The 16,359-nt window shown below is 54.8% G+C and carries 15 protein-coding genes and 3 tRNA genes; 8 read left to right on the top strand and 10 right to left on the bottom strand.

Translation table 11 applies throughout. From position 1 onward, the window contains the following. Nucleotides 1–74: 74 nt before the first annotated feature. The gene (amiC, locus tag SK53_RS12610) at nucleotides 75–1,328 is read left to right on the top strand and encodes an N-acetylmuramoyl-L-alanine amidase AmiC (RefSeq protein WP_003862766.1); all 1,254 of its coding nucleotides are present in this window, start codon (nucleotides 75–77) and stop codon (nucleotides 1,326–1,328) included. Nucleotides 1,329–1,417: 89 nt separating this feature from the next. Here amiC and SK53_RS12605 read toward each other — a convergent pair. From SK53_RS12605 to SK53_RS12595, 3 genes are all read right to left on the bottom strand, one after another. Beyond that, a tRNA-Met gene (locus tag SK53_RS12605) sits at nucleotides 1,418–1,494 on the bottom strand. Between the two features lie 44 nt (nucleotides 1,495–1,538). After that, a tRNA-Met gene (locus tag SK53_RS12600) sits at nucleotides 1,539–1,615 on the bottom strand. Nucleotides 1,616–1,786: 171 nt separating this feature from the next. Next, nucleotides 1,787–1,863, bottom strand: a tRNA-Met gene (locus SK53_RS12595). Nucleotides 1,864–2,071: 208 nt separating this feature from the next. Between SK53_RS12595 and mltA the strand changes: the two genes are divergently transcribed. After that, the gene (gene mltA / locus SK53_RS12590) at nucleotides 2,072–3,169 is read left to right on the top strand and encodes a murein transglycosylase A (RefSeq protein WP_003862765.1); all 1,098 of its coding nucleotides are present in this window, start codon (nucleotides 2,072–2,074) and stop codon (nucleotides 3,167–3,169) included. A 75-nt stretch (nucleotides 3,170–3,244) separates the two neighbouring features. Then, the gene (gene tcdA / locus SK53_RS12585; RefSeq protein WP_006811804.1) at nucleotides 3,245–4,051 is read left to right on the top strand and encodes a tRNA cyclic N6-threonylcarbamoyladenosine(37) synthase TcdA; all 807 of its coding nucleotides are present in this window, start codon (nucleotides 3,245–3,247) and stop codon (nucleotides 4,049–4,051) included. On the opposite strand, the gene csdE is transcribed toward tcdA, so the two are convergent. Both csdE and csdA read right to left on the bottom strand, forming a co-directional pair. Continuing rightward, complete coding sequence (gene csdE, locus SK53_RS12580) at nucleotides 4,042–4,488, bottom strand: cysteine desulfurase sulfur acceptor subunit CsdE (protein ID WP_003862762.1); 447 nt, start codon at nucleotides 4,486–4,488, stop codon at nucleotides 4,042–4,044. The genes tcdA and csdE overlap by 10 nt on opposite strands. Further along, entirely contained in the window at nucleotides 4,488–5,693 is a 1,206-nt protein-coding gene (csdA, locus tag SK53_RS12575; RefSeq protein ID WP_048209538.1) for a cysteine desulfurase CsdA, read from the bottom strand. Before csdA ends, csdE begins: the two co-directional genes overlap by 1 nt. Before the next feature lie 191 nt (nucleotides 5,694–5,884). Here csdA and SK53_RS12570 point away from each other — a divergent pair, with 191 nt between their 5' ends. The 4 genes from SK53_RS12570 (at nucleotide 5,885) to rlmM (ending at nucleotide 8,908) form a co-directional block, all read left to right on the top strand. Beyond that, complete coding sequence (locus SK53_RS12570) at nucleotides 5,885–6,112, top strand: YgdI/YgdR family lipoprotein (RefSeq protein WP_015571738.1); 228 nt, start codon at nucleotides 5,885–5,887, stop codon at nucleotides 6,110–6,112. 350 nt (nucleotides 6,113–6,462) lie between these two features. Beyond that, nucleotides 6,463–7,380, top strand: coding sequence for a glycine cleavage system transcriptional regulator GcvA (gene gcvA / locus SK53_RS12565; protein WP_003862758.1), 918 nt, complete (start codon nucleotides 6,463–6,465; stop codon nucleotides 7,378–7,380). Nucleotides 7,381–7,419: 39 nt separating this feature from the next. Continuing rightward, nucleotides 7,420–7,815: a DUF423 domain-containing protein gene (locus SK53_RS12560; protein ID WP_003862756.1), complete on the top strand. Its 396-nt coding sequence runs from the start codon at nucleotides 7,420–7,422 to the stop codon at nucleotides 7,813–7,815. Next, nucleotides 7,808–8,908 carry a 23S rRNA (cytidine(2498)-2'-O)-methyltransferase RlmM gene (gene rlmM, locus SK53_RS12555; protein WP_003862754.1) on the top strand — a complete coding sequence of 367 codons (1,101 nt, stop codon included), beginning with the start codon at nucleotides 7,808–7,810 and terminating at the stop codon, nucleotides 8,906–8,908. Before SK53_RS12560 ends, rlmM begins: the two co-directional genes overlap by 8 nt. A gap of 57 nt (nucleotides 8,909–8,965) precedes the next feature. Here rlmM and xni read toward each other — a convergent pair whose 3' ends face one another. The 5 genes from xni to queF all read right to left on the bottom strand — a co-directional run bounded on the left by xni (nucleotide 8,966) and on the right by queF (nucleotide 15,381). Continuing rightward, nucleotides 8,966–9,721: a flap endonuclease Xni gene (gene xni / locus SK53_RS12550; protein WP_003862753.1), complete on the bottom strand. Its 756-nt coding sequence runs from the start codon at nucleotides 9,719–9,721 to the stop codon at nucleotides 8,966–8,968. A gap of 112 nt (nucleotides 9,722–9,833) precedes the next feature. Beyond that, a complete protein-coding gene (locus SK53_RS12545) occupies nucleotides 9,834–11,201 on the bottom strand; it encodes an L-serine ammonia-lyase (protein WP_003862751.1) in 1,368 nt (455 codons plus the stop codon). A 62-nt stretch (nucleotides 11,202–11,263) separates the two neighbouring features. After that, the gene (locus SK53_RS12540) at nucleotides 11,264–12,553 is read right to left on the bottom strand and encodes an HAAAP family serine/threonine permease (RefSeq protein WP_045343893.1); all 1,290 of its coding nucleotides are present in this window, start codon (nucleotides 12,551–12,553) and stop codon (nucleotides 11,264–11,266) included. 504 nt (nucleotides 12,554–13,057) lie between these two features. Further along, nucleotides 13,058–14,422, bottom strand: a complete 1,365-nt coding sequence (ppnN, locus tag SK53_RS12535) for a nucleotide 5'-monophosphate nucleosidase PpnN (RefSeq protein WP_003862748.1) — start codon at nucleotides 14,420–14,422, stop codon at nucleotides 13,058–13,060. A 116-nt stretch (nucleotides 14,423–14,538) separates the two neighbouring features. Beyond that, entirely contained in the window at nucleotides 14,539–15,381 is an 843-nt protein-coding gene (gene queF, locus SK53_RS12530; protein ID WP_023323687.1) for an NADPH-dependent 7-cyano-7-deazaguanine reductase QueF, read from the bottom strand. 69 nt (nucleotides 15,382–15,450) lie between these two features. Between queF and syd the strand changes: the two genes are divergently transcribed. Continuing rightward, nucleotides 15,451–15,996 carry a SecY-interacting protein gene (syd, locus tag SK53_RS12525; protein WP_003862744.1) on the top strand — a complete coding sequence of 182 codons (546 nt, stop codon included), beginning with the start codon at nucleotides 15,451–15,453 and terminating at the stop codon, nucleotides 15,994–15,996. Nucleotides 15,997–16,359 lie beyond the last annotated feature (363 nt).

Genomic DNA, 16,359 nt, shown 5'->3' with positions numbered 1-16,359 from the left:
ATGCGTCATTCGTTAAAGTTTTCGGTCAATTTGGGCGTTTTGTTCATCAATCAGATTTCTTGCTCGGGAGAAGCATGTCGGGATCCAATTCAGCAATAAGCCGCCGCCGCCTGTTAAAAGGGGCCGGGGCGATGTGGTTGCTTAGCGTCAGCCAGGTGGGTCTTGCCGCCACAAGCCAGGTAGTCGCGGTGCGCGTCTGGCCGTCGTCGACCTATACGCGCGTGACGGTCGAGTCCAATCGCGTGCTGAAATACAAGCAATTTGCCCTCAGCAATCCTGAACGTGTGGTGGTTGATCTCGAAGGTGTGAACCTCAACTCCGTGCTTAAAGGCATGGCAGCACAAATCCGTGGCGACGATCCGTTTATCAAATCGGCGCGCGTCGGGCAGTTCGATCCGCAAACCGTGCGCATGGTGTTTGAGCTGAAGCAGAACGTGAAACCGCAGCTCTTTGCCCTTGCGCCTGTTGCCGCCTTTAAGGAGCGTCTGGTGATGGATCTCTATCCGGCGAATGCGACGGATATTCAGGATCCGCTCCTGGCATTACTTGAGGATTACAACAAAGGCGATCTCGACAGCCAGGTTCCGCCAGCGCAAAGTGGTCCAAAGCCTGGCAAGGCGGGGCGCGATCGCCCGATTGTGATCATGCTCGATCCTGGCCACGGCGGAGAAGATTCCGGCGCCGTCGGGAAATATCGCACCCGCGAAAAAGATGTGGTGCTGCAAATTGCCCGTCGTCTGAAGGCGTTGATCGACAAAGAGGGCAATATGCGCGCCTATATGACGCGCAACGAAGATGTCTTTATTCCGCTGAAGGTCCGCGTGGCAAAAGCGCAAAAGCAGCGCGCGGATCTGTTTGTCTCTATTCATGCGGATGCCTTCACCAGCCGCCAGCCGAGCGGATCCTCAGTGTTTGCCCTGTCAACAAAAGGGGCGACCAGCACCGCGGCGAGATACCTGGCGGACACGCAGAACGCCTCGGATTTAATCGGTGGTGTGAGCAAAAGTGGCGACCGTTACGTCGACCATACGATGTTTGATATGGTGCAGTCGCTGACTATTACCGACAGCCTGAAGTTTGGTAAAGCGGTGCTGGGCAAACTGGGCCGGGTCAACAAGCTGCACAAAAACAGCGTCGAGCAGGCCGGATTTGCGGTACTGAAAGCGCCGGATATTCCTTCCATTCTGGTCGAAACCGCGTTTATCAGTAACGTGGAAGAGGAACGTAAGCTCAAGACGGCTAAATTCCAGCAGGAAGTGGCGGAGTCGATTCTGGCGGGGATCCGGGCCTACTTCTCAGACGGGGAAACGCTGGCGCGGCGGGGGTAGGGCATTAAGCCGGGTATCATGCCCGGCATTTTCACAAACGCCAGATACAAAAAAACACCCTTCAGGGTGTTTATTGTTTTAAGAAGTGTTGGTTGCGGGGGCCGGATTTGAACCGACGACCTTCGGGTTATGAGCCCGACGAGCTACCAGGCTGCTCCACCCCGCGTCCGTCTTTCTACACTTGTAGAAACTTACTTCTTCAAATTTGATTGGTTGCGGGGGCCGGATTTGAACCGACGACCTTCGGGTTATGAGCCCGACGAGCTACCAGGCTGCTCCACCCCGCGTCCGTCTTTTTGCTTCGTATTTCAAACCACATCTGCGTTGACTTTCCTCGTTCACCTCAGTCACTTACTGGAGTAAGCTCCTAAGGATTCACTGCGTCGTCGCCTTGCTGTGATTCGAACTACTTCGCAAAAACTTCTACAGTCGTAGAAGATACTTCATCAAATTTTAATTGGTTGCGGGGGCCGGATTTGAACCGACGACCTTCGGGTTATGAGCCCGACGAGCTACCAGGCTGCTCCACCCCGCGTCCGTGGAAGCGCACTATACTCGGATAGGTTTGTGATGCAACCCCTTTTTCACATAATTCATTATTTTGTATGCAAAATGAACGGCAAAAGCCACTTTGGACTATTTTTTGTGCAGAATTTGCCAAAGGGAAGGCGATTGCATTTCATTAACACGGTGGGTTTGTTATCTTCATCTCGCGGAATTGGGCAACTAAAAGACGAGATATAATGAAAGGACGTTGGGCGAAGTATCTGATGACAGGCGCAATGGTGGCGATTCTTGCGGCCTGCTCTTCCAAACCGACCGATCGCGGTCAACAGTATAAAGACGGGAAATTATCCCAGCCTTTCTCTTTAGTTAACCAGCCCGATGCCGTGGGTGCTCCAATCAATGCCGGGGATTTCTCCGAGCAGGTGTACCAGATCCGCAAAGCGTCGCCGCGCCTGTATGGCGCACAGAACAACGTTTATAGTGCCGTGCAGGACTGGCTGCGTGCAGGCGGTGATACCCGCAATATGCGCCAGTTTGGTATCGATGCCTGGCAGATGGAGGGGGCGGATAACTACGGTAACGTCCAGTTTACCGGTTACTACACCCCGGTTGTCCAGGCGCGACACACGCGCCAGGGCGAGTTCCAGTATCCCATTTACCGTATGCCGCCGAAACGCGGTCGTCTGCCGTCCCGCGCCGAGATCTACGCCGGCGCGCTGAGCGAAAATTATGTTCTGGCCTACAGCAACTCGCTGATGGACAACTTCATTATGGACGTGCAGGGCAGCGGCTATATTGATTTTGGCGACGGCTCGCCGCTGAACTTCTTTAGCTATGCCGGTAAAAATGGCCATGCCTATCGCAGCATCGGTAAGGTGCTGATCGACCGTGGCGAAGTGAAACGAGAAGATATGTCGATGCAGGCTATCCGCGAATGGGGCGAAAAGCACAGCGAAGCGGAAGTGCGTGAGCTGCTTGAGCAGAACCCATCGTTTGTTTTCTTCAAACCGCAGAACTTTGCGCCGGTGAAAGGGGCGAGCGCCGTCCCGCTGATTGGCCGCGCTTCTGTGGCATCGGATCGTTCGATTATTCCGGCGGGTACCACTCTGCTGGCGGAAGTTCCACTCCTCGACAACAACGGCAAATTCAACGGCAAGTATGAATTACGCCTGATGGTGGCGCTGGACGTGGGTGGGGCGATTAAAGGCCAGCACTTCGACATTTATCAGGGCATCGGCCCGGATGCCGGCCATCGTGCAGGCTGGTATAACCACTACGGACGCGTGTGGGTGCTGAAGACAGCGCCGGGTACCGGAAACGTATTCAGCGGCTGATTGTGGTATTCTGAGCGCAAGACGGATTACGGTTCAGGGTGAGGAATACCTCACCCTTTTTACATCTGAGGTTTTATGTCTGTGGTAATCAGCGATGCCTGGCGCCAGCGTTTCGGCGGCACGGCACGGTTATATGGTGAAAAAGCCCTGCAACTGTTCGCGGATGCGCATGTCTGCGTGGTGGGCATTGGTGGCGTGGGTTCGTGGGCGGCAGAAGCGCTGGCGAGAACCGGCATTGGCGCAATTACGTTGATTGATATGGATGATGTCTGCGTGACTAACACTAACCGTCAGATCCACGCCCTGCGTGATAACGTCGGTCTGGCGAAGTCCGAGGTGATGGCGGAGCGTATTCGTCTCATCAACCCGGAGTGCCGGGTGACGGTGATCGACGACTTTGTGACGGCAGATAACGTCGCGGAGTACATGAGCAAAGGCTACAGCTATGTGATTGACGCCATCGACAGCGTGCGGCCAAAAGCGGCGCTGATCGCTTACTGTCGTCGTTACAAGGTGCCGCTGGTCACGACCGGCGGCGCGGGCGGGCAAATCGATCCGACGCAGATCCAGGTGGCGGATCTGGCGAAAACCATTCAGGATCCGCTGGCTGCCAAGCTGCGTGAACGCCTGAAGAGCGACTTCAATGTGGTGAAGAACAGCAAGGGCAAGCTGGGCGTCGACTGCGTGTTCTCCACCGAAGCGCTGGTCTACCCGCAGGCGGATGGTTCAGTTTGTGCGATGAAAAGCACGGCGGAAGGGCCAAAGCGGATGGATTGTGCCTCTGGGTTTGGAGCGGCCACCATGGTGACCGCCTCCTTCGGCTTTGTGGCGGTCTCTCACGCCCTGAAGAAGATGATGGCGAAGGCGGAACGTCAGGCCTGAGCCTGACGGGCGGCATCCAGCACCGCGTCGTTTAGCGCAATCAGTCCCTGACCGCGCGAGGCGCTAAGCTGTGCGCGAAGTCCCAGCTCATCAAACAGCGCCAGCGGAGAATGTGCCAGCAGCTCTGCGGCGCTTTTCCCTTCGATTGCGGTCAACAGCACCGCCAGCAGACCGCGAACAATGCGTCCCTCGCTGTCGCCGAAGAAATGCAGTTTCTCACCGGATACGCTAAACCCAAGCCAGACGCGGTTCTCGCAGCCTGCGATCTCCTTCGCCTGTAATTTCAGCTCGTCTGACAGTGCAGGCAACTGTTTGCCCAGCAGGATCAGCTGACGATATTTATCTTCCCACTGCGTGAGCGGGACAAAGGTCTGTTTTAACGTCTCTTCAGTAATAACGGTGCCGAACGGGTGTCCGGCTAAAGCTGAACTTGTCATTAATCCACCAGTAATTCCAGGGCGCGGTCGACGGCGGAAACCAGCGCATCGACGTCACTTTTTGTATTGTACGGTGCAAACGAGGCGCGCAGGGTACCGCTCACGCCAATAGCCGCCAGCAGCGGCTGGGCGCAGTGCTGTCCGGCACGCAGGGCAATGCCGTATCCGGCAAGTAGCGTTACCATGTCGCTATGGTGCACGCCCGCGAAATCAAAGGCGAGCAGGCTGGAGTCCTGCACGCGGAACGAGCGAAAACCCGGACGTTTTTTCAGTTCTTCTTCCGCCAGCGTCGCCAGACCCCGGCTCCAGCTTTCAGCCTGAACCACGTCCGTTTCTGCCAGCCATTCGAGCGCCGCGCTCAGGCCAATAACCCCGGCCACGTTCGGTGTACCGGCTTCCAGGCGGTAGGGCACATCCTGCGTTTTAAAACCGTCGAAGGTGACTTCGGTAATCATCTTGCCGCCGCCGAGCCACGGCGTCATCCGGGCCAGCAGTTCAGGTTTGCCGTACAGCGCGCCGATACCGGTTGGCCCGTACAATTTGTGCCCTGAGAAGGCATAGAAGTCGATATCCAGCGCCTGCACATCAGCCGGAAAATGCACCACACCCTGCGCACCGTCGACCATCACCACCACGCCGCTGGCATGGGCAATCTCAATGGCGCGAGCCAGATCCGGACAGCCGCCGGTGACGTTGGACATCTGCCCCAGCGCCAGAATACGGCTGCGCGGCGTAATCAGCTCAGGCAGACGCGCCACGTCAGGCAGGAAGTCCGCACCCAACGGGAGCTTTACAACCTGTGCCCCGGTTTGTTCGGCCACCATCAGCCAGGGCACCAGGTTGGCGTGGTGTTCCGCCTCGCTGACGATGATCTCATCCCCGGCCTGCAACAGCGGACGCGCGTAACATTGCGCAACCATGTTAATGGCCTCGGTGGTGCCCCGCGTCCAGACGATGTTCTTACCGCTGTCAGCATTGATCAGGCGCGCGACCTGATCCCGTGCGGCTTCGTATTGCGCCGTTAAGCGCTGCGCGTCGGCATACTGGCTGCGGTGCACGTTCCCGGCGCTCAGGCTGTAAAACTGGCGGGTTGCCTCAATCACCGCCTGCGGTTTAAGGGCCGTGGCAGCGCTATCAAGATAAATGCCGGCATCGGCCAGCGCGGGAAACTGTGCGCGAAACTGCGCAGGACTGAAAGCGTTCATGGAATTCCTCATATCGATTCTACGATCGTCGCGCAAATTCATCGGCAGGGCAAGGAAGTTGATATCTATCAGATTTGTCTGCTTATCCTGGCGAGTCTGAAAAAGCAGGTTATGCTAAATAGTGTTAGGCGGATGTTTTAGCCTGTTATAAATCGAGGTTTGAATAGCATTAATTGCTAAAGGAGATAATCATGAAAAAGACAGCTGCAATCATTTCTGCCTGTGCGTTGACCTTTGCCCTGAGCGCCTGTTCTGGTAATAACTACGTAATGCATACCAACGATGGTCGATCTATCGTCTCTGAAGGGAAACCGACAACCGATAATGATACCGGGATGATTTCTTACAAAGATGCTAACGGGAACAAACAGCAGATCAACCGCAGTGACGTGAAAGAGATGAAGGAAATCGAGCATTAACAGTTAGATAAGCGAAAAAAAAGCACCGCAAGTTGGCGGTGCTACATTAATCACTATGGACAGACAGGGTAAATGTACAGGAAGTGAAAAATTGGTAGCGTTGCTACCGTGGTCTGAATCGCAGACCAATTGCAAACACAACAACACAACATCACAACCGTAAGCCAAAAGCCCTTCAGAACACGCATTCCAAAAAAAGCTTTTCGTTCCGGCTCAGGAAGTGCCGCCACTATAGGTATTTGCTGGTAGTTCCTCAACGGACAAATTATAATGGCTCAGATAAAAAAAACTAATAGGTTAAACGTTGTTTCCTATATGTTAAATCTCGTTAACATCTAAGCCAGATAACCATGTCCAAGCGATTGCCACCCCTAAATGCATTACGTGTTTTTGATGCAGCAGCACGCCACCTCAGCTTCACCCGCGCAGCCGATGAGCTTTTTGTGACACAGGCCGCAGTAAGTCATCAAATCAAATCTCTGGAGGATTTTCTGGGGCTTAAGCTGTTCCGTCGACGCAACCGTTCGTTGCTGTTGACCGAAGAGGGGCAGAGCTATTTTCAGGATATTAAAGAGATTTTTTCCCAGCTGACGGAAGCCACTCGCAAGCTTCAGGCCCGGAGCGCAAAAGGCGCTCTGACTGTGAGTTTATTGCCCAGTTTTGCCATTCAGTGGCTGGTGCCGCGACTCTCAAGCTTTAACTCAACTTATCCGGGAATCGATGTCCGAATCCAGGCGGTGGACCGTCAGGAAGACAAGCTTGCAGATGATGTGGACGTGGCGATTTTTTACGGTCGCGGTAACTGGCCGGGCTTGCGTGTGGAAAAATTATACGCAGAATATCTGTTGCCGGTCTGTTCACCGCTGCTGCTGACGGGGGATAAAGCGCTCAAAACGCCCGCCGATCTGGCGCAACATACGCTTTTGCACGATGCGTCGCGTCGCGACTGGCAAACTTATACCCGCCAGTTAGGTCTTAATCATATAAACGTGCAGCAGGGGCCCATTTTTAGCCACAGCGCGATGGTGCTACAGGCTGCCATTCACGGGCAGGGCGTGGCGTTGGCAAACAACGTTATGGCGCAGTCCGAAATTGAGGCAGGCCGTCTGGTTTGCCCATTTAACGATGTACTGGTCAGCAAGAATGCATTTTATCTGGTTTGTCATGACAGTCAGGCAGAACTGGGTAAAATAGCCGCTTTCCGGCAGTGGATACTGGCGAAAGCGGCAAGCGAGCAAGAAAAATTCCGCTTCAGGTATGAACAATAACGTTTGTGTGCCGGGCACGCATCAATTCAGGACTTAAACATGACCAGCCGATTCATGCTGATTTTCGCCGCGGTGAGTGGCTTTATTTTTGTAGCTCTGGGCGCGTTTGGCGCGCATGTCTTAAGCAAATCTCTGGGCGTTGTGGAGATGGGGTGGATCCAGACCGGCCTTGAATATCAGGCGTTCCACACGCTGGCAATTTTTGGGCTGGCGGTGGCGATGCAGCGCCGCATCAGCATCTGGTTTTACTGGAGCAGCGTCTTTCTGGCGCTGGGTACCGTACTGTTCAGCGGCAGTCTTTACTGTCTGGCGCTGTCGCATTTACGCCTGTGGGCGTTTGTTACACCTGTCGGCGGCGTCAGCTTCCTGGCGGGTTGGGTGTTAATGTTTATCGGAGCTATCCGTCTGAAACGCAAGGGCGTTGTTCATGAATAAGGTTGTTTTATATTGTCGCCCGGGGTTTGAGAAAGAGTGCGCCGCGGAAATCACCGATAAAGCGGCGAAGCGTGAAGTCTTTGGATTCGCTCGCGTCAAAGAGAACGCGGGCTATGTGGTATTTGAATGCTATCAGCCTGATGATGCCGACAAGCTGGCGCGCGAACTGCCGTTCAGCTCATTGATTTTCGCCCGTCAGATGTTTGTCGCGGGTGAACTGCTGAAAGATCTTCCGCCGGAAGATCGCATCACGCCGATTGTTGGCCTGTTGCAGGGCGTGGTGGAGAAGGGCGGCGATTTGCGCGTGGAAGTGGCCGACACCAACGAAAGCAAAGAGCTGATGAAGTTCTGCCGTAAGTTCACCGTGCCGCTGCGCGCGGCGCTGCGTGATGCGGGTGTGCTGACAAACTACGAAACGCCAAAGCGCCCAGTCGTGCATATCTTCTTTATTGCGCCAGGATGTTGTTACGCAGGCTACTCGTATACCACCAATAACTCGCCGTTCTTTATGGGGATCCCGCGTCTGCGCTTCCCGGCAGATGCGCCGAGCCGTTCAACCCTCAAGCTGGAGGAGGCGTTTCACGTCTTTATCCCGGCGGACGAGTGGGACGAACGGCTGGCAAACGGCATGTATGCCGTCGACCTTGGCGCGTGCCCGGGCGGCTGGACCTATCAGCTGGTGAAACGCAACATGTGGGTATCGTCCGTTGATAACGGCCCAATGGCGCAAAGCCTGATGGACACCGGACAGGTCACCTGGCTGCGTGAAGACGGTTTCCGCTATCGCCCGAACCGCAACAACATCTCCTGGATGGTGTGCGACATGGTTGAGAAACCGGCGAAAGTGGCCGCGCTGATGGCCTCCTGGCTGGTGAACGGCTGGTGTCGCGAGACCATTTTCAACCTCAAGCTGCCGATGAAAAAGCGCTATGAGGAGGTGTCGCAGAACCTGGCCTACATTCAGCAGCAGCTGGATGAACACGGGATTAACGCGGAAATCCAGGCGCGTCAGCTTTATCACGACCGCGAAGAAGTGACGGTGCATATCCGTCGCTGGTGGGCGGCCGTGGGGGGGCGTCGCGACGAGCGATAACGTTTGTAACGCCCGGTGGCGCTGCGCTTACCGGGCCTACAAAATCGTGTAGTTGTTTTAACGCTCTAACCTTAACTGCTGTAAATTCCCGTCCAGTTGTAAATCCGTCTGTAGCGTCGCCACCTCCCGGCAGATAAACGCCATTTCTTTATGCGCCTCCAGCTTTTTGCGCCATTTATCCGGCACCTCGTTCAGCCGGGCGTACATCCCTTCCAGACTCTGAAACTCCGTCAGCAGCTGTGCGGCGCTTTTGGGTCCAATACCGGCGACACCCGGCACTTTAGAGCTGCTGATCCCCGCCAGCCCCCAGTAATCCGGCAGTTGCTCAGGCGATACGCCAAACTCGCTGGCAATGAACGGCGCGTCCAGCCAGCGTTTTTGAAAATAGTCGCGAATACGGATAGTGGGGGAGAGCAGCTGGCAGTAGCCTTTGTCGGTTGAAACGATAGTCGCCTGATGTCCGGCGCTCGCGACTTTAACCGCCAGCGTTGCGGCTAAATCGTCAGCCTCATTACCGTGGGCGCCCCAGCACGGAACGCCGCGCTGCTCAAAGGCCGCGCGGATAGCGGGCATTTCTGCGTGCAGATCGTCCGGCATCGGCGCACGCCCGGCTTTGTAGTCCGGCAGGCGCTGGTGCCGCCAGCCCGTGTTGCGGGCTTCGTCATCAAAAACCGCGACCGCATGGGTGGGTTCACTGTGGCGGATAAGCTGCTCCAGCGCGTGTAAACAGGTGTCCTTGCAGGGTGTGCCCTGTACCGCATGAATACGGCGAATCAGGTTAAGAGCATCGACGATAAGCAAATGAACGGCCACAGATAATCTCCCTTCTGTCTAATGGGTGAAGGGTAACACTGAGCGCAGCATGAAACTATGAATGGTGGGGAAAACAGGAAGAAGCCTCGCAAAACGAGGCTTCCTGAGAGGCTTAATCGCAGGTGACGATCTTCATCGCCAGGCCACCGCGGGAGGTTTCGCGGTATTTGGCATTCATATCTTTGCCGGTTTCGTACATGGTTTCGATAACCTTGTCGAGGCAGACGCGCGGTTCGCTGGTACGACGCAGCGCCATACGGGCCGCGTTCACTGCTTTCACCGAGGCGATGGCGTTACGTTCGATGCATGGCACCTGGACCTGTCCGCCGACCGGATCGCAGGTCAGCCCCAGGTTATGTTCCATGCCGATTTCCGCCGCGATACAAACCTGCGCAGGGCTTGCGCCCAGCAATTCGGCCAGACCCGCCGCCGCCATAGAGCAGGCTACGCCCACTTCACCCTGACAGCCTACTTCCGCGCCAGAAATTGAGGCGTTCATCTTGTACAGTGAGCCAATCGCACTGGCGACCAGCAGGTAGCGTGCAAGTGAGTTTGCGTTCACTTCACGGATAAACTTGTCGTAATACGCCAGGACCGCCGGAACAATGCCGCACGCCCCGTTGGTTGGTGCGGTGACGACGCGGCCGCCCGCGGCGTTCTCTTCGTTCACCGCCAGCGCGAACATGTTGATCCAGTCGACGACGGCCATCGGATCGGTGGTGGTTTTGTCGGCGCTGACCAGCATGCGGCGCAGCGCAGCCGCACGACGCGGAACACGCAGTTTACCCGGCAGCACGCCTTCGGTGGTGATCCCGCGCTCAATGCCGCTGCGCATCACTTCCCAGACGTTAGCGAAGTGCTGTTCCAGTTCCTCTTTGCTGTGCAGGGCCAGCTCGTTTTTCATCATCAGGCCGGAGAGAGAAAGCCCTGTCTCCTGGCAGTGACGCTGTAAGTCGGCCGCGTTTTTGTAAGGGTACGGCACATCAACAGCAGAATTGGTGCTTTGACCAAAATGGTCCTCGTCGACGATAAACCCGCCGCCGATGGAGTAATACGTCTGGCTGTAAACCGCTTTGTCGCCGGCCAGCGCGGTAATGCGCATGCCATTCTCGTGCAACGACAGGTTATCCGCATGGAAATTCATGCAGTGATCAACCGGGAATTCAACCTCATGCTCGCCGTTCGCCAGCAGCAAACGACCGTGGGTGTTCACGTCCTGGATAAAGCCAGGTATTGCATCAATATCAACGGTATCCGGCAGATTACCCGCCAGCCCCATGATAATGGCAATATCGGTATGGTGGCCTTTACCGGTCAGGGAAAGGGAACCATATACATCGACAACCACGCGGGTGATGTCGTGCAAAATGCCGCGTGCAATCAAGTCATCCGTGAATTGTTTACCGGCTTTCATTGGTCCGACGGTGTGAGAGCTGGAAGGACCAATACCGATTTTGAAGATATCGAATACGCTAATCATGATGCGTCCATTGCTTCAGTCAGAGGGGAGAAGTGCGCCGTCCGCAGACGGCGCAGGAGGTATTAGCTGAACAGCGAGTAGAAAATAGCGGAGATGGCAATCAGGCCCATCACAACAACGAACACGTTGCTGATATGGCCGCTGTATTTGCGCATCGCAGGCACTTTCTGAATCGCGTACATCGGCATCAGGAACAGGATCATCGCGATAATCGGGCCGCCCAGGGTTTCAATCATGCCCAGAATGCTTGGGTTCAGGGTGGCTACCGCCCAGGTGGTCACCAGCATGAACAGTGCAGTGATTTTGTTCAGACGGTTGATTTCAATGGTCTTGCCTTTACCACGCAGAGATTTAATCACCATGCCGTTGAAGCCTTCACGTGCGCCCAGGTAGTGGCCCAGGAAGGATTTGGTGATGGCGATAATCGCGATGATCGGCGCCATCCACGCAATCAGCGGTGCGTTAAAGTGGTTTGCCAGGTAAGACAGAATAGAGATGTTCTGCTCTTTCGCCGCCGCCAGATCCGCCGGGGAGAGGCTCAGCACGCAGCTGAACACGAAGAACATTACGGTCAGTACCATCATGATGTGCGCGCGAGCCAGGATGCTGGAGCACTTCTTCTCTGCGCCATTGCCGTACTCTTCACGCTTCGCTACTGCGAAGGAAGAGATGATTGGCGAGTGGTTGAAGGAGAATACCATCACCGGGATCGCCAGCCACAGGGTCAGCATCAGACCGTTGCCGGTCGTGGATGCGCTGCTCAGAGACAGGGTTTCCAGCGCAGCGCCGTTCCACTGTGGGATCAGGTACAGAGCCAGCACCATCAGAGCCGCAACAAACGGGAACACCAGCACGCTCATCGCTTTCACAATCATCTGCTCGCCGAAGCGCACGATGGTCATCATACCGACGATCAGGATCAGGGACAGAATCGCACGCGGCGGCGGGGTCATCTGAAGCTGGTGCATCATAAAGCTTTCAACGGTGTTGGTGATAGCAACGCTGTACACCAGCAGAATCGGGTAAATCGCGAAGAAGTAGAGCAGGGTAATCAGCTTACCTGCGCCGACGCCGAAGTGTTCTTCAACGACTTCAGTGATGTCTTCGCCCGGATTTTTACCGGACAGCACGAAGCGGGTCAGGCCGCGGTGTGCAAAGAAGGTCATCGGGAAAGCGATGAGGGCCATGATGATCAGCGGGATCATACCGCCGACACCTGCGTTGATAGGAAGGAACAGTACACCAGCGCCGATTGCTGTGCCGTACAGGCCAAGCATCCACATGGTATCCGTTTTGCGCCAACCGCTTCGGGATTCAATCGAAGCAACGGTGCTGGTTTGAGTGGTTTCCATCTGTATCTCCTGGAGGAAGCAAATTGTCAGGTTTTTAGTCAAATCCGATGAAAAAGTGCCTGACGGTAATATGAAATTCGTTCAGTGACGGTTTTTTAATAATTTTTGCCCGTAACTATTGGCGGGCGGAAAGATACATTCTAGTTATGAATCTATCAGTGATCGCGATCCCAAATGCAATAATCCACTTGTGATGTGGGTATCTTTAGACCATTTATCTGTTAAAAAAACATCAAAGAGAATTTACGGGCGCGAAGGCTACCATTAACGACATGTTTTCGAAAAGGTCGACCCGCGAGATAGGTGTCTTTCGCTGTAAAGAAATGGGATTTTAGGATTTTCTGGCGGGTAATTTCGATTAAGGCTGATTATTTACGGTTTCAAAATCGAGGTAATCGTTTGCGCAGGCGTCAGATTTGTTAATAACATTGAAGATCGCTATGAATTGCATCACTAATAAAAAAGCCGGATGACGATCCGGCTTGAGAGGAGAGAAATGTCGCTTTACTTGATGATTTCGTAACACGGAATATAGGCAGAGCCTGGAAGCTTCATGCGGTGCTGAGCGACAAAGCCCTGCAACATGTCATCCATGCGGCGCATCATCTCCGGGTCACCGTGGATCTTATACGGCCCGAACTCTTCAATTGCGCGGATCCCTACCTCTTTCACGTTCCCCGCCACGATGCCAGAGAAGGCGCGACGCAGGTCGGCAGCCAGCACTTCCACCGGCTGATCCGGATAGAGTTTGAGGTTCGCCATGTTCTCATGCGACGGCTCGAAGGGTATCTGAAGATCCGGTGCGATACGGATGGACCAGTTAAAACTGTAGGCATCCCCGGTATCACGACGATTCTCTTTCACCAGCGGCATCGCTTTTTTCATCTGACGGGCCACTTCTGCGGCATCGTCAATAATAATGCGGTAGTGACGGCGCGCATCTTCGCCCAACGTATGCACGATAAACTCGTCCAGCACGCGGAAGTAGTCGGCGCTCTCTTTCGGGCCGGTCAGGATCAGCGGCAGAACCTGATCTTTGTTAGCCGGGTTCATCAGGATCCCCAGCAGATAAAGCAGCTCTTCCGCCGTGCCTACGCCGCCCGGGAAGATGATGATGCCGTGCGCGATACGGACAAACGCCTCAAGACGTTTTTCGATATCCGGCATAATAATCAGTTCGTTAACCAGCGGGTTAGGCGGCTCAGCGGCGATGATCGATGGCTCGGTCATGCCGATAAAACGGCCTTCTTTATAGCGTTGCTGTGCGTGTCCTACTGCCGCGCCTTTCATCGGCGCTTCCATCGCGCCAGGACCGCAACCGGTACAGATATTCAGTTCGCGCAGGCCGAGCTGCGTCCCTACGCGGCGGGCATACAGGTATTCGGTTTCGTTAATGGAGTGACCGCCCCAGCAGACGACCATGTTCGGCGCTTCGCCCACGTGCAGGGCACGGGCGTTACGCAGAATGGAGAAGACCAGGTTGGTGATATGAACGGAACTTTCCAGGTCAAGATGCTGGAAACGTCCGGCATTGCTGATCTGTCCGTTAACAAACAGAATGTCGCGCAGCACGGCAAACAGGTTGGCCTGAAGTGAGCGAATAATACGCCCGTCGACAAAAGCGTCTTCCGGCGGGTTGATCACTTCGAGCTTCACCCCGCGCTCGCGGCGCAGCACGTTGATATCAAAACTTTCGAAGCGGGACAGCAGCTCTTTACTGTTGTCGGTCAGGCTTCCGGAGTTCAGTACGGCAAGTGAACAGTTACGAAACAGTTGATAAAGGTCGCTACTGGCGGTGCGTTTAAGCATGTCCACTTCCAGTTGCGACAACATATCCATAGAGCCAAGCGGGCTAATATGTGTAATCAAGTGAGCTCCTTATGGGACGATTATCGTCTTTCCCTGTTGATTACAATAGCCCTGGCTTATGACGTTTCACAACACTTCGGGCGGAATACCGCCCGCATATTGTGAAAATATTTATCTTACTGGCGCACAAGTCGTCCGGTGGCAGGCACAAAATCGGTATTGGTGCGCCACGGGTTGATATCCAGACCGCCGCGACGGGTGTAGCGGGCGTAAACGCTCAACTTTTCGGGCTGGCAGAAACGCTGGATGTCGTTGAAGATGCGCTCCACGCACTGCTCGTGGAATTCGTTGTGATGACGGAATGACACCAGGTAACGCAGCAGCTTTTCACGGTCAATCTGCGGGCCGCGGTACTGGATCTGTACCGAGCCCCAGTCCGGCTGATGGGTGATAAGGCAGTTGGATTTCAGCAGATGGCTAACCAGCGTCTCGTTGACCACTTTTCCGCCCGCCGCGTTTTCCAGGTAGTCGCTGCTAAATTCATAGCTTTCCACCTCAATGTCCTGATCGTCGATGCAGGTGCCGTGGAAATGGGCGATGGGCTGACCTTCCAGCTCATGCAGACGGTATAACGAGACGGTTACGTTCCCCTGCGCGCACGCGCTTAAATCACGTTCAAGCGTCTGTTGCACCTCGTCCCAGCTGTTAAATTTGGTCTGGTTAAAGCTGTTGAGATAGAGCTTAAAGCTCTTGGATTCGACCAGGTTTACGCTGGCGTAATCCAGCTCAACGTGGCCCACGGCCACCTGCGGCAGACCGCGCGCATTCAGCCAGGAGAGTTCGTACAGCGTCCAGATGTCGCCGCCGACAAACGGCAGCGCGTCAGCGTGCAGCCCGAGCGGATCGCGGTTCAGACTGCGCGGCACGCCCTGCAACAGGCTTGCATCGTAGGTGTCGCGGTAATCGGTCGATTTTCCCAGCGTTAAGCCCGTTAACGCCTGATGATTTTCGTAAGACATGTTTCATAGCCACTTTACAGGTACACTTATGGGCTGAGTTTATCCTGTCTTACAAGAAGAGAGAAATCGGTGGATATCGAAACTGCAAATGCCCTGACGTCCTTCACGACCCGCTATTGCGATGCCTGGCATGAAAAGCGGGGGACGTGGCCGCAAAGTACTGACTTATATGGCGTGCCGTCACCGTGCATTATCGCTTCGCAGGATGATTACGTTATCTGGCAACCGAAACCGTTCATGGGCGAGCAGAATGTAAATGCTGTTGAACGCGCGATGGACCTTGTGATACAACCTGCGCTTCATGCATTTTATACCACGCAGTTTGCCGGGGATATGACTGCATGTTTTGCAGGACAGCCGCTGACGCTGCTGCAAACCTGGAGCGAAGACGATCTGCAACGCGTTCAGGAAAACCTCATTGGTCACCTGGTCACGCAAAAACGGCTTAAGCTCTCTCCGACTCTCTTTATTGCGACGCTCGACAGTGAACTGGACGTCATTTCTGTCTGCAACCTGTCTGGCGAGGTCATTAAAGAGACGCTCGGCACCCGCAATCGCGACGTTCTCGCGCCTTCACTTGCGGATTTCCTTACCCGAATTGAGCCTCTTCTGTAATCCATGATGCTACTGGGCGTGTGAGAGATCTCTTACACGCGCTGTGAGACATCGCCGAAACAATTAGCATTGTCTTAGGAATTTCAGATTAATATTAACTTCTCTTTCAATAAGTTAGTGGTTTTCTGAAAGGAAATCCCCCGTTTCGCCTGGCTTACATTGCTCACAAGGTGGGTTGTAAGACGAAGCAGAATAGCGGATTCTATCTGTGTCGACAGGATGCCGACACGAGAAACGAACATCAGGATGATGGCGTTTCTTACCAGGGACACGTCAGGATGACGCCGCAGGAAGGCTTCAGGATGAAGCAAAGTGGATCACGCAGGATGCGTAAGGGACACCTCCAGGAAGGAGAACGAGAGC

Origin of the sequence: Enterobacter sp. MGH119, assembly GCF_001037675.1 — a bacterium.
In the GTDB taxonomy this organism is placed as follows: domain Bacteria; phylum Pseudomonadota; class Gammaproteobacteria; order Enterobacterales; family Enterobacteriaceae; genus Enterobacter; species Enterobacter hormaechei_C.
This window is presented reverse-complemented; position numbering and strand designations above follow the sequence as displayed.

Excerpts from the sequence above, each read along its gene's own strand:
- amiC (WP_003862766.1), top strand. The coding sequence starts at position 75 with ATGTCGGGATCCAATTCAGCAATAAGCCGCCGCCGCCTGTTAAAAGGG.
- SK53_RS12540 (WP_045343893.1), bottom strand. The coding sequence starts at position 12,553 with ATGGAAACCACTCAAACCAGCACCGTTGCTTCGATTGAATCCCGAAGC.
- gcvA (WP_003862758.1), top strand. The coding sequence starts at position 6,463 with ATGTCCAAGCGATTGCCACCCCTAAATGCATTACGTGTTTTTGATGCA.
- csdE (WP_003862762.1), bottom strand. The coding sequence starts at position 4,488 with ATGACAAGTTCAGCTTTAGCCGGACACCCGTTCGGCACCGTTATTACT.
- csdA (WP_048209538.1), bottom strand. The coding sequence starts at position 5,693 with ATGAACGCTTTCAGTCCTGCGCAGTTTCGCGCACAGTTTCCCGCGCTG.
- SK53_RS12570 (WP_015571738.1), top strand. The coding sequence starts at position 5,885 with ATGAAAAAGACAGCTGCAATCATTTCTGCCTGTGCGTTGACCTTTGCC.
- queF (WP_023323687.1), bottom strand. The coding sequence starts at position 15,381 with ATGTCTTACGAAAATCATCAGGCGTTAACGGGCTTAACGCTGGGAAAA.
- rlmM (WP_003862754.1), top strand. The coding sequence starts at position 7,808 with ATGAATAAGGTTGTTTTATATTGTCGCCCGGGGTTTGAGAAAGAGTGC.
- SK53_RS12560 (WP_003862756.1), top strand. The coding sequence starts at position 7,420 with ATGACCAGCCGATTCATGCTGATTTTCGCCGCGGTGAGTGGCTTTATT.
- mltA (WP_003862765.1), top strand. The coding sequence starts at position 2,072 with ATGAAAGGACGTTGGGCGAAGTATCTGATGACAGGCGCAATGGTGGCG.
- SK53_RS12545 (WP_003862751.1), bottom strand. The coding sequence starts at position 11,201 with ATGATTAGCGTATTCGATATCTTCAAAATCGGTATTGGTCCTTCCAGC.
- tcdA (WP_006811804.1), top strand. The coding sequence starts at position 3,245 with ATGTCTGTGGTAATCAGCGATGCCTGGCGCCAGCGTTTCGGCGGCACG.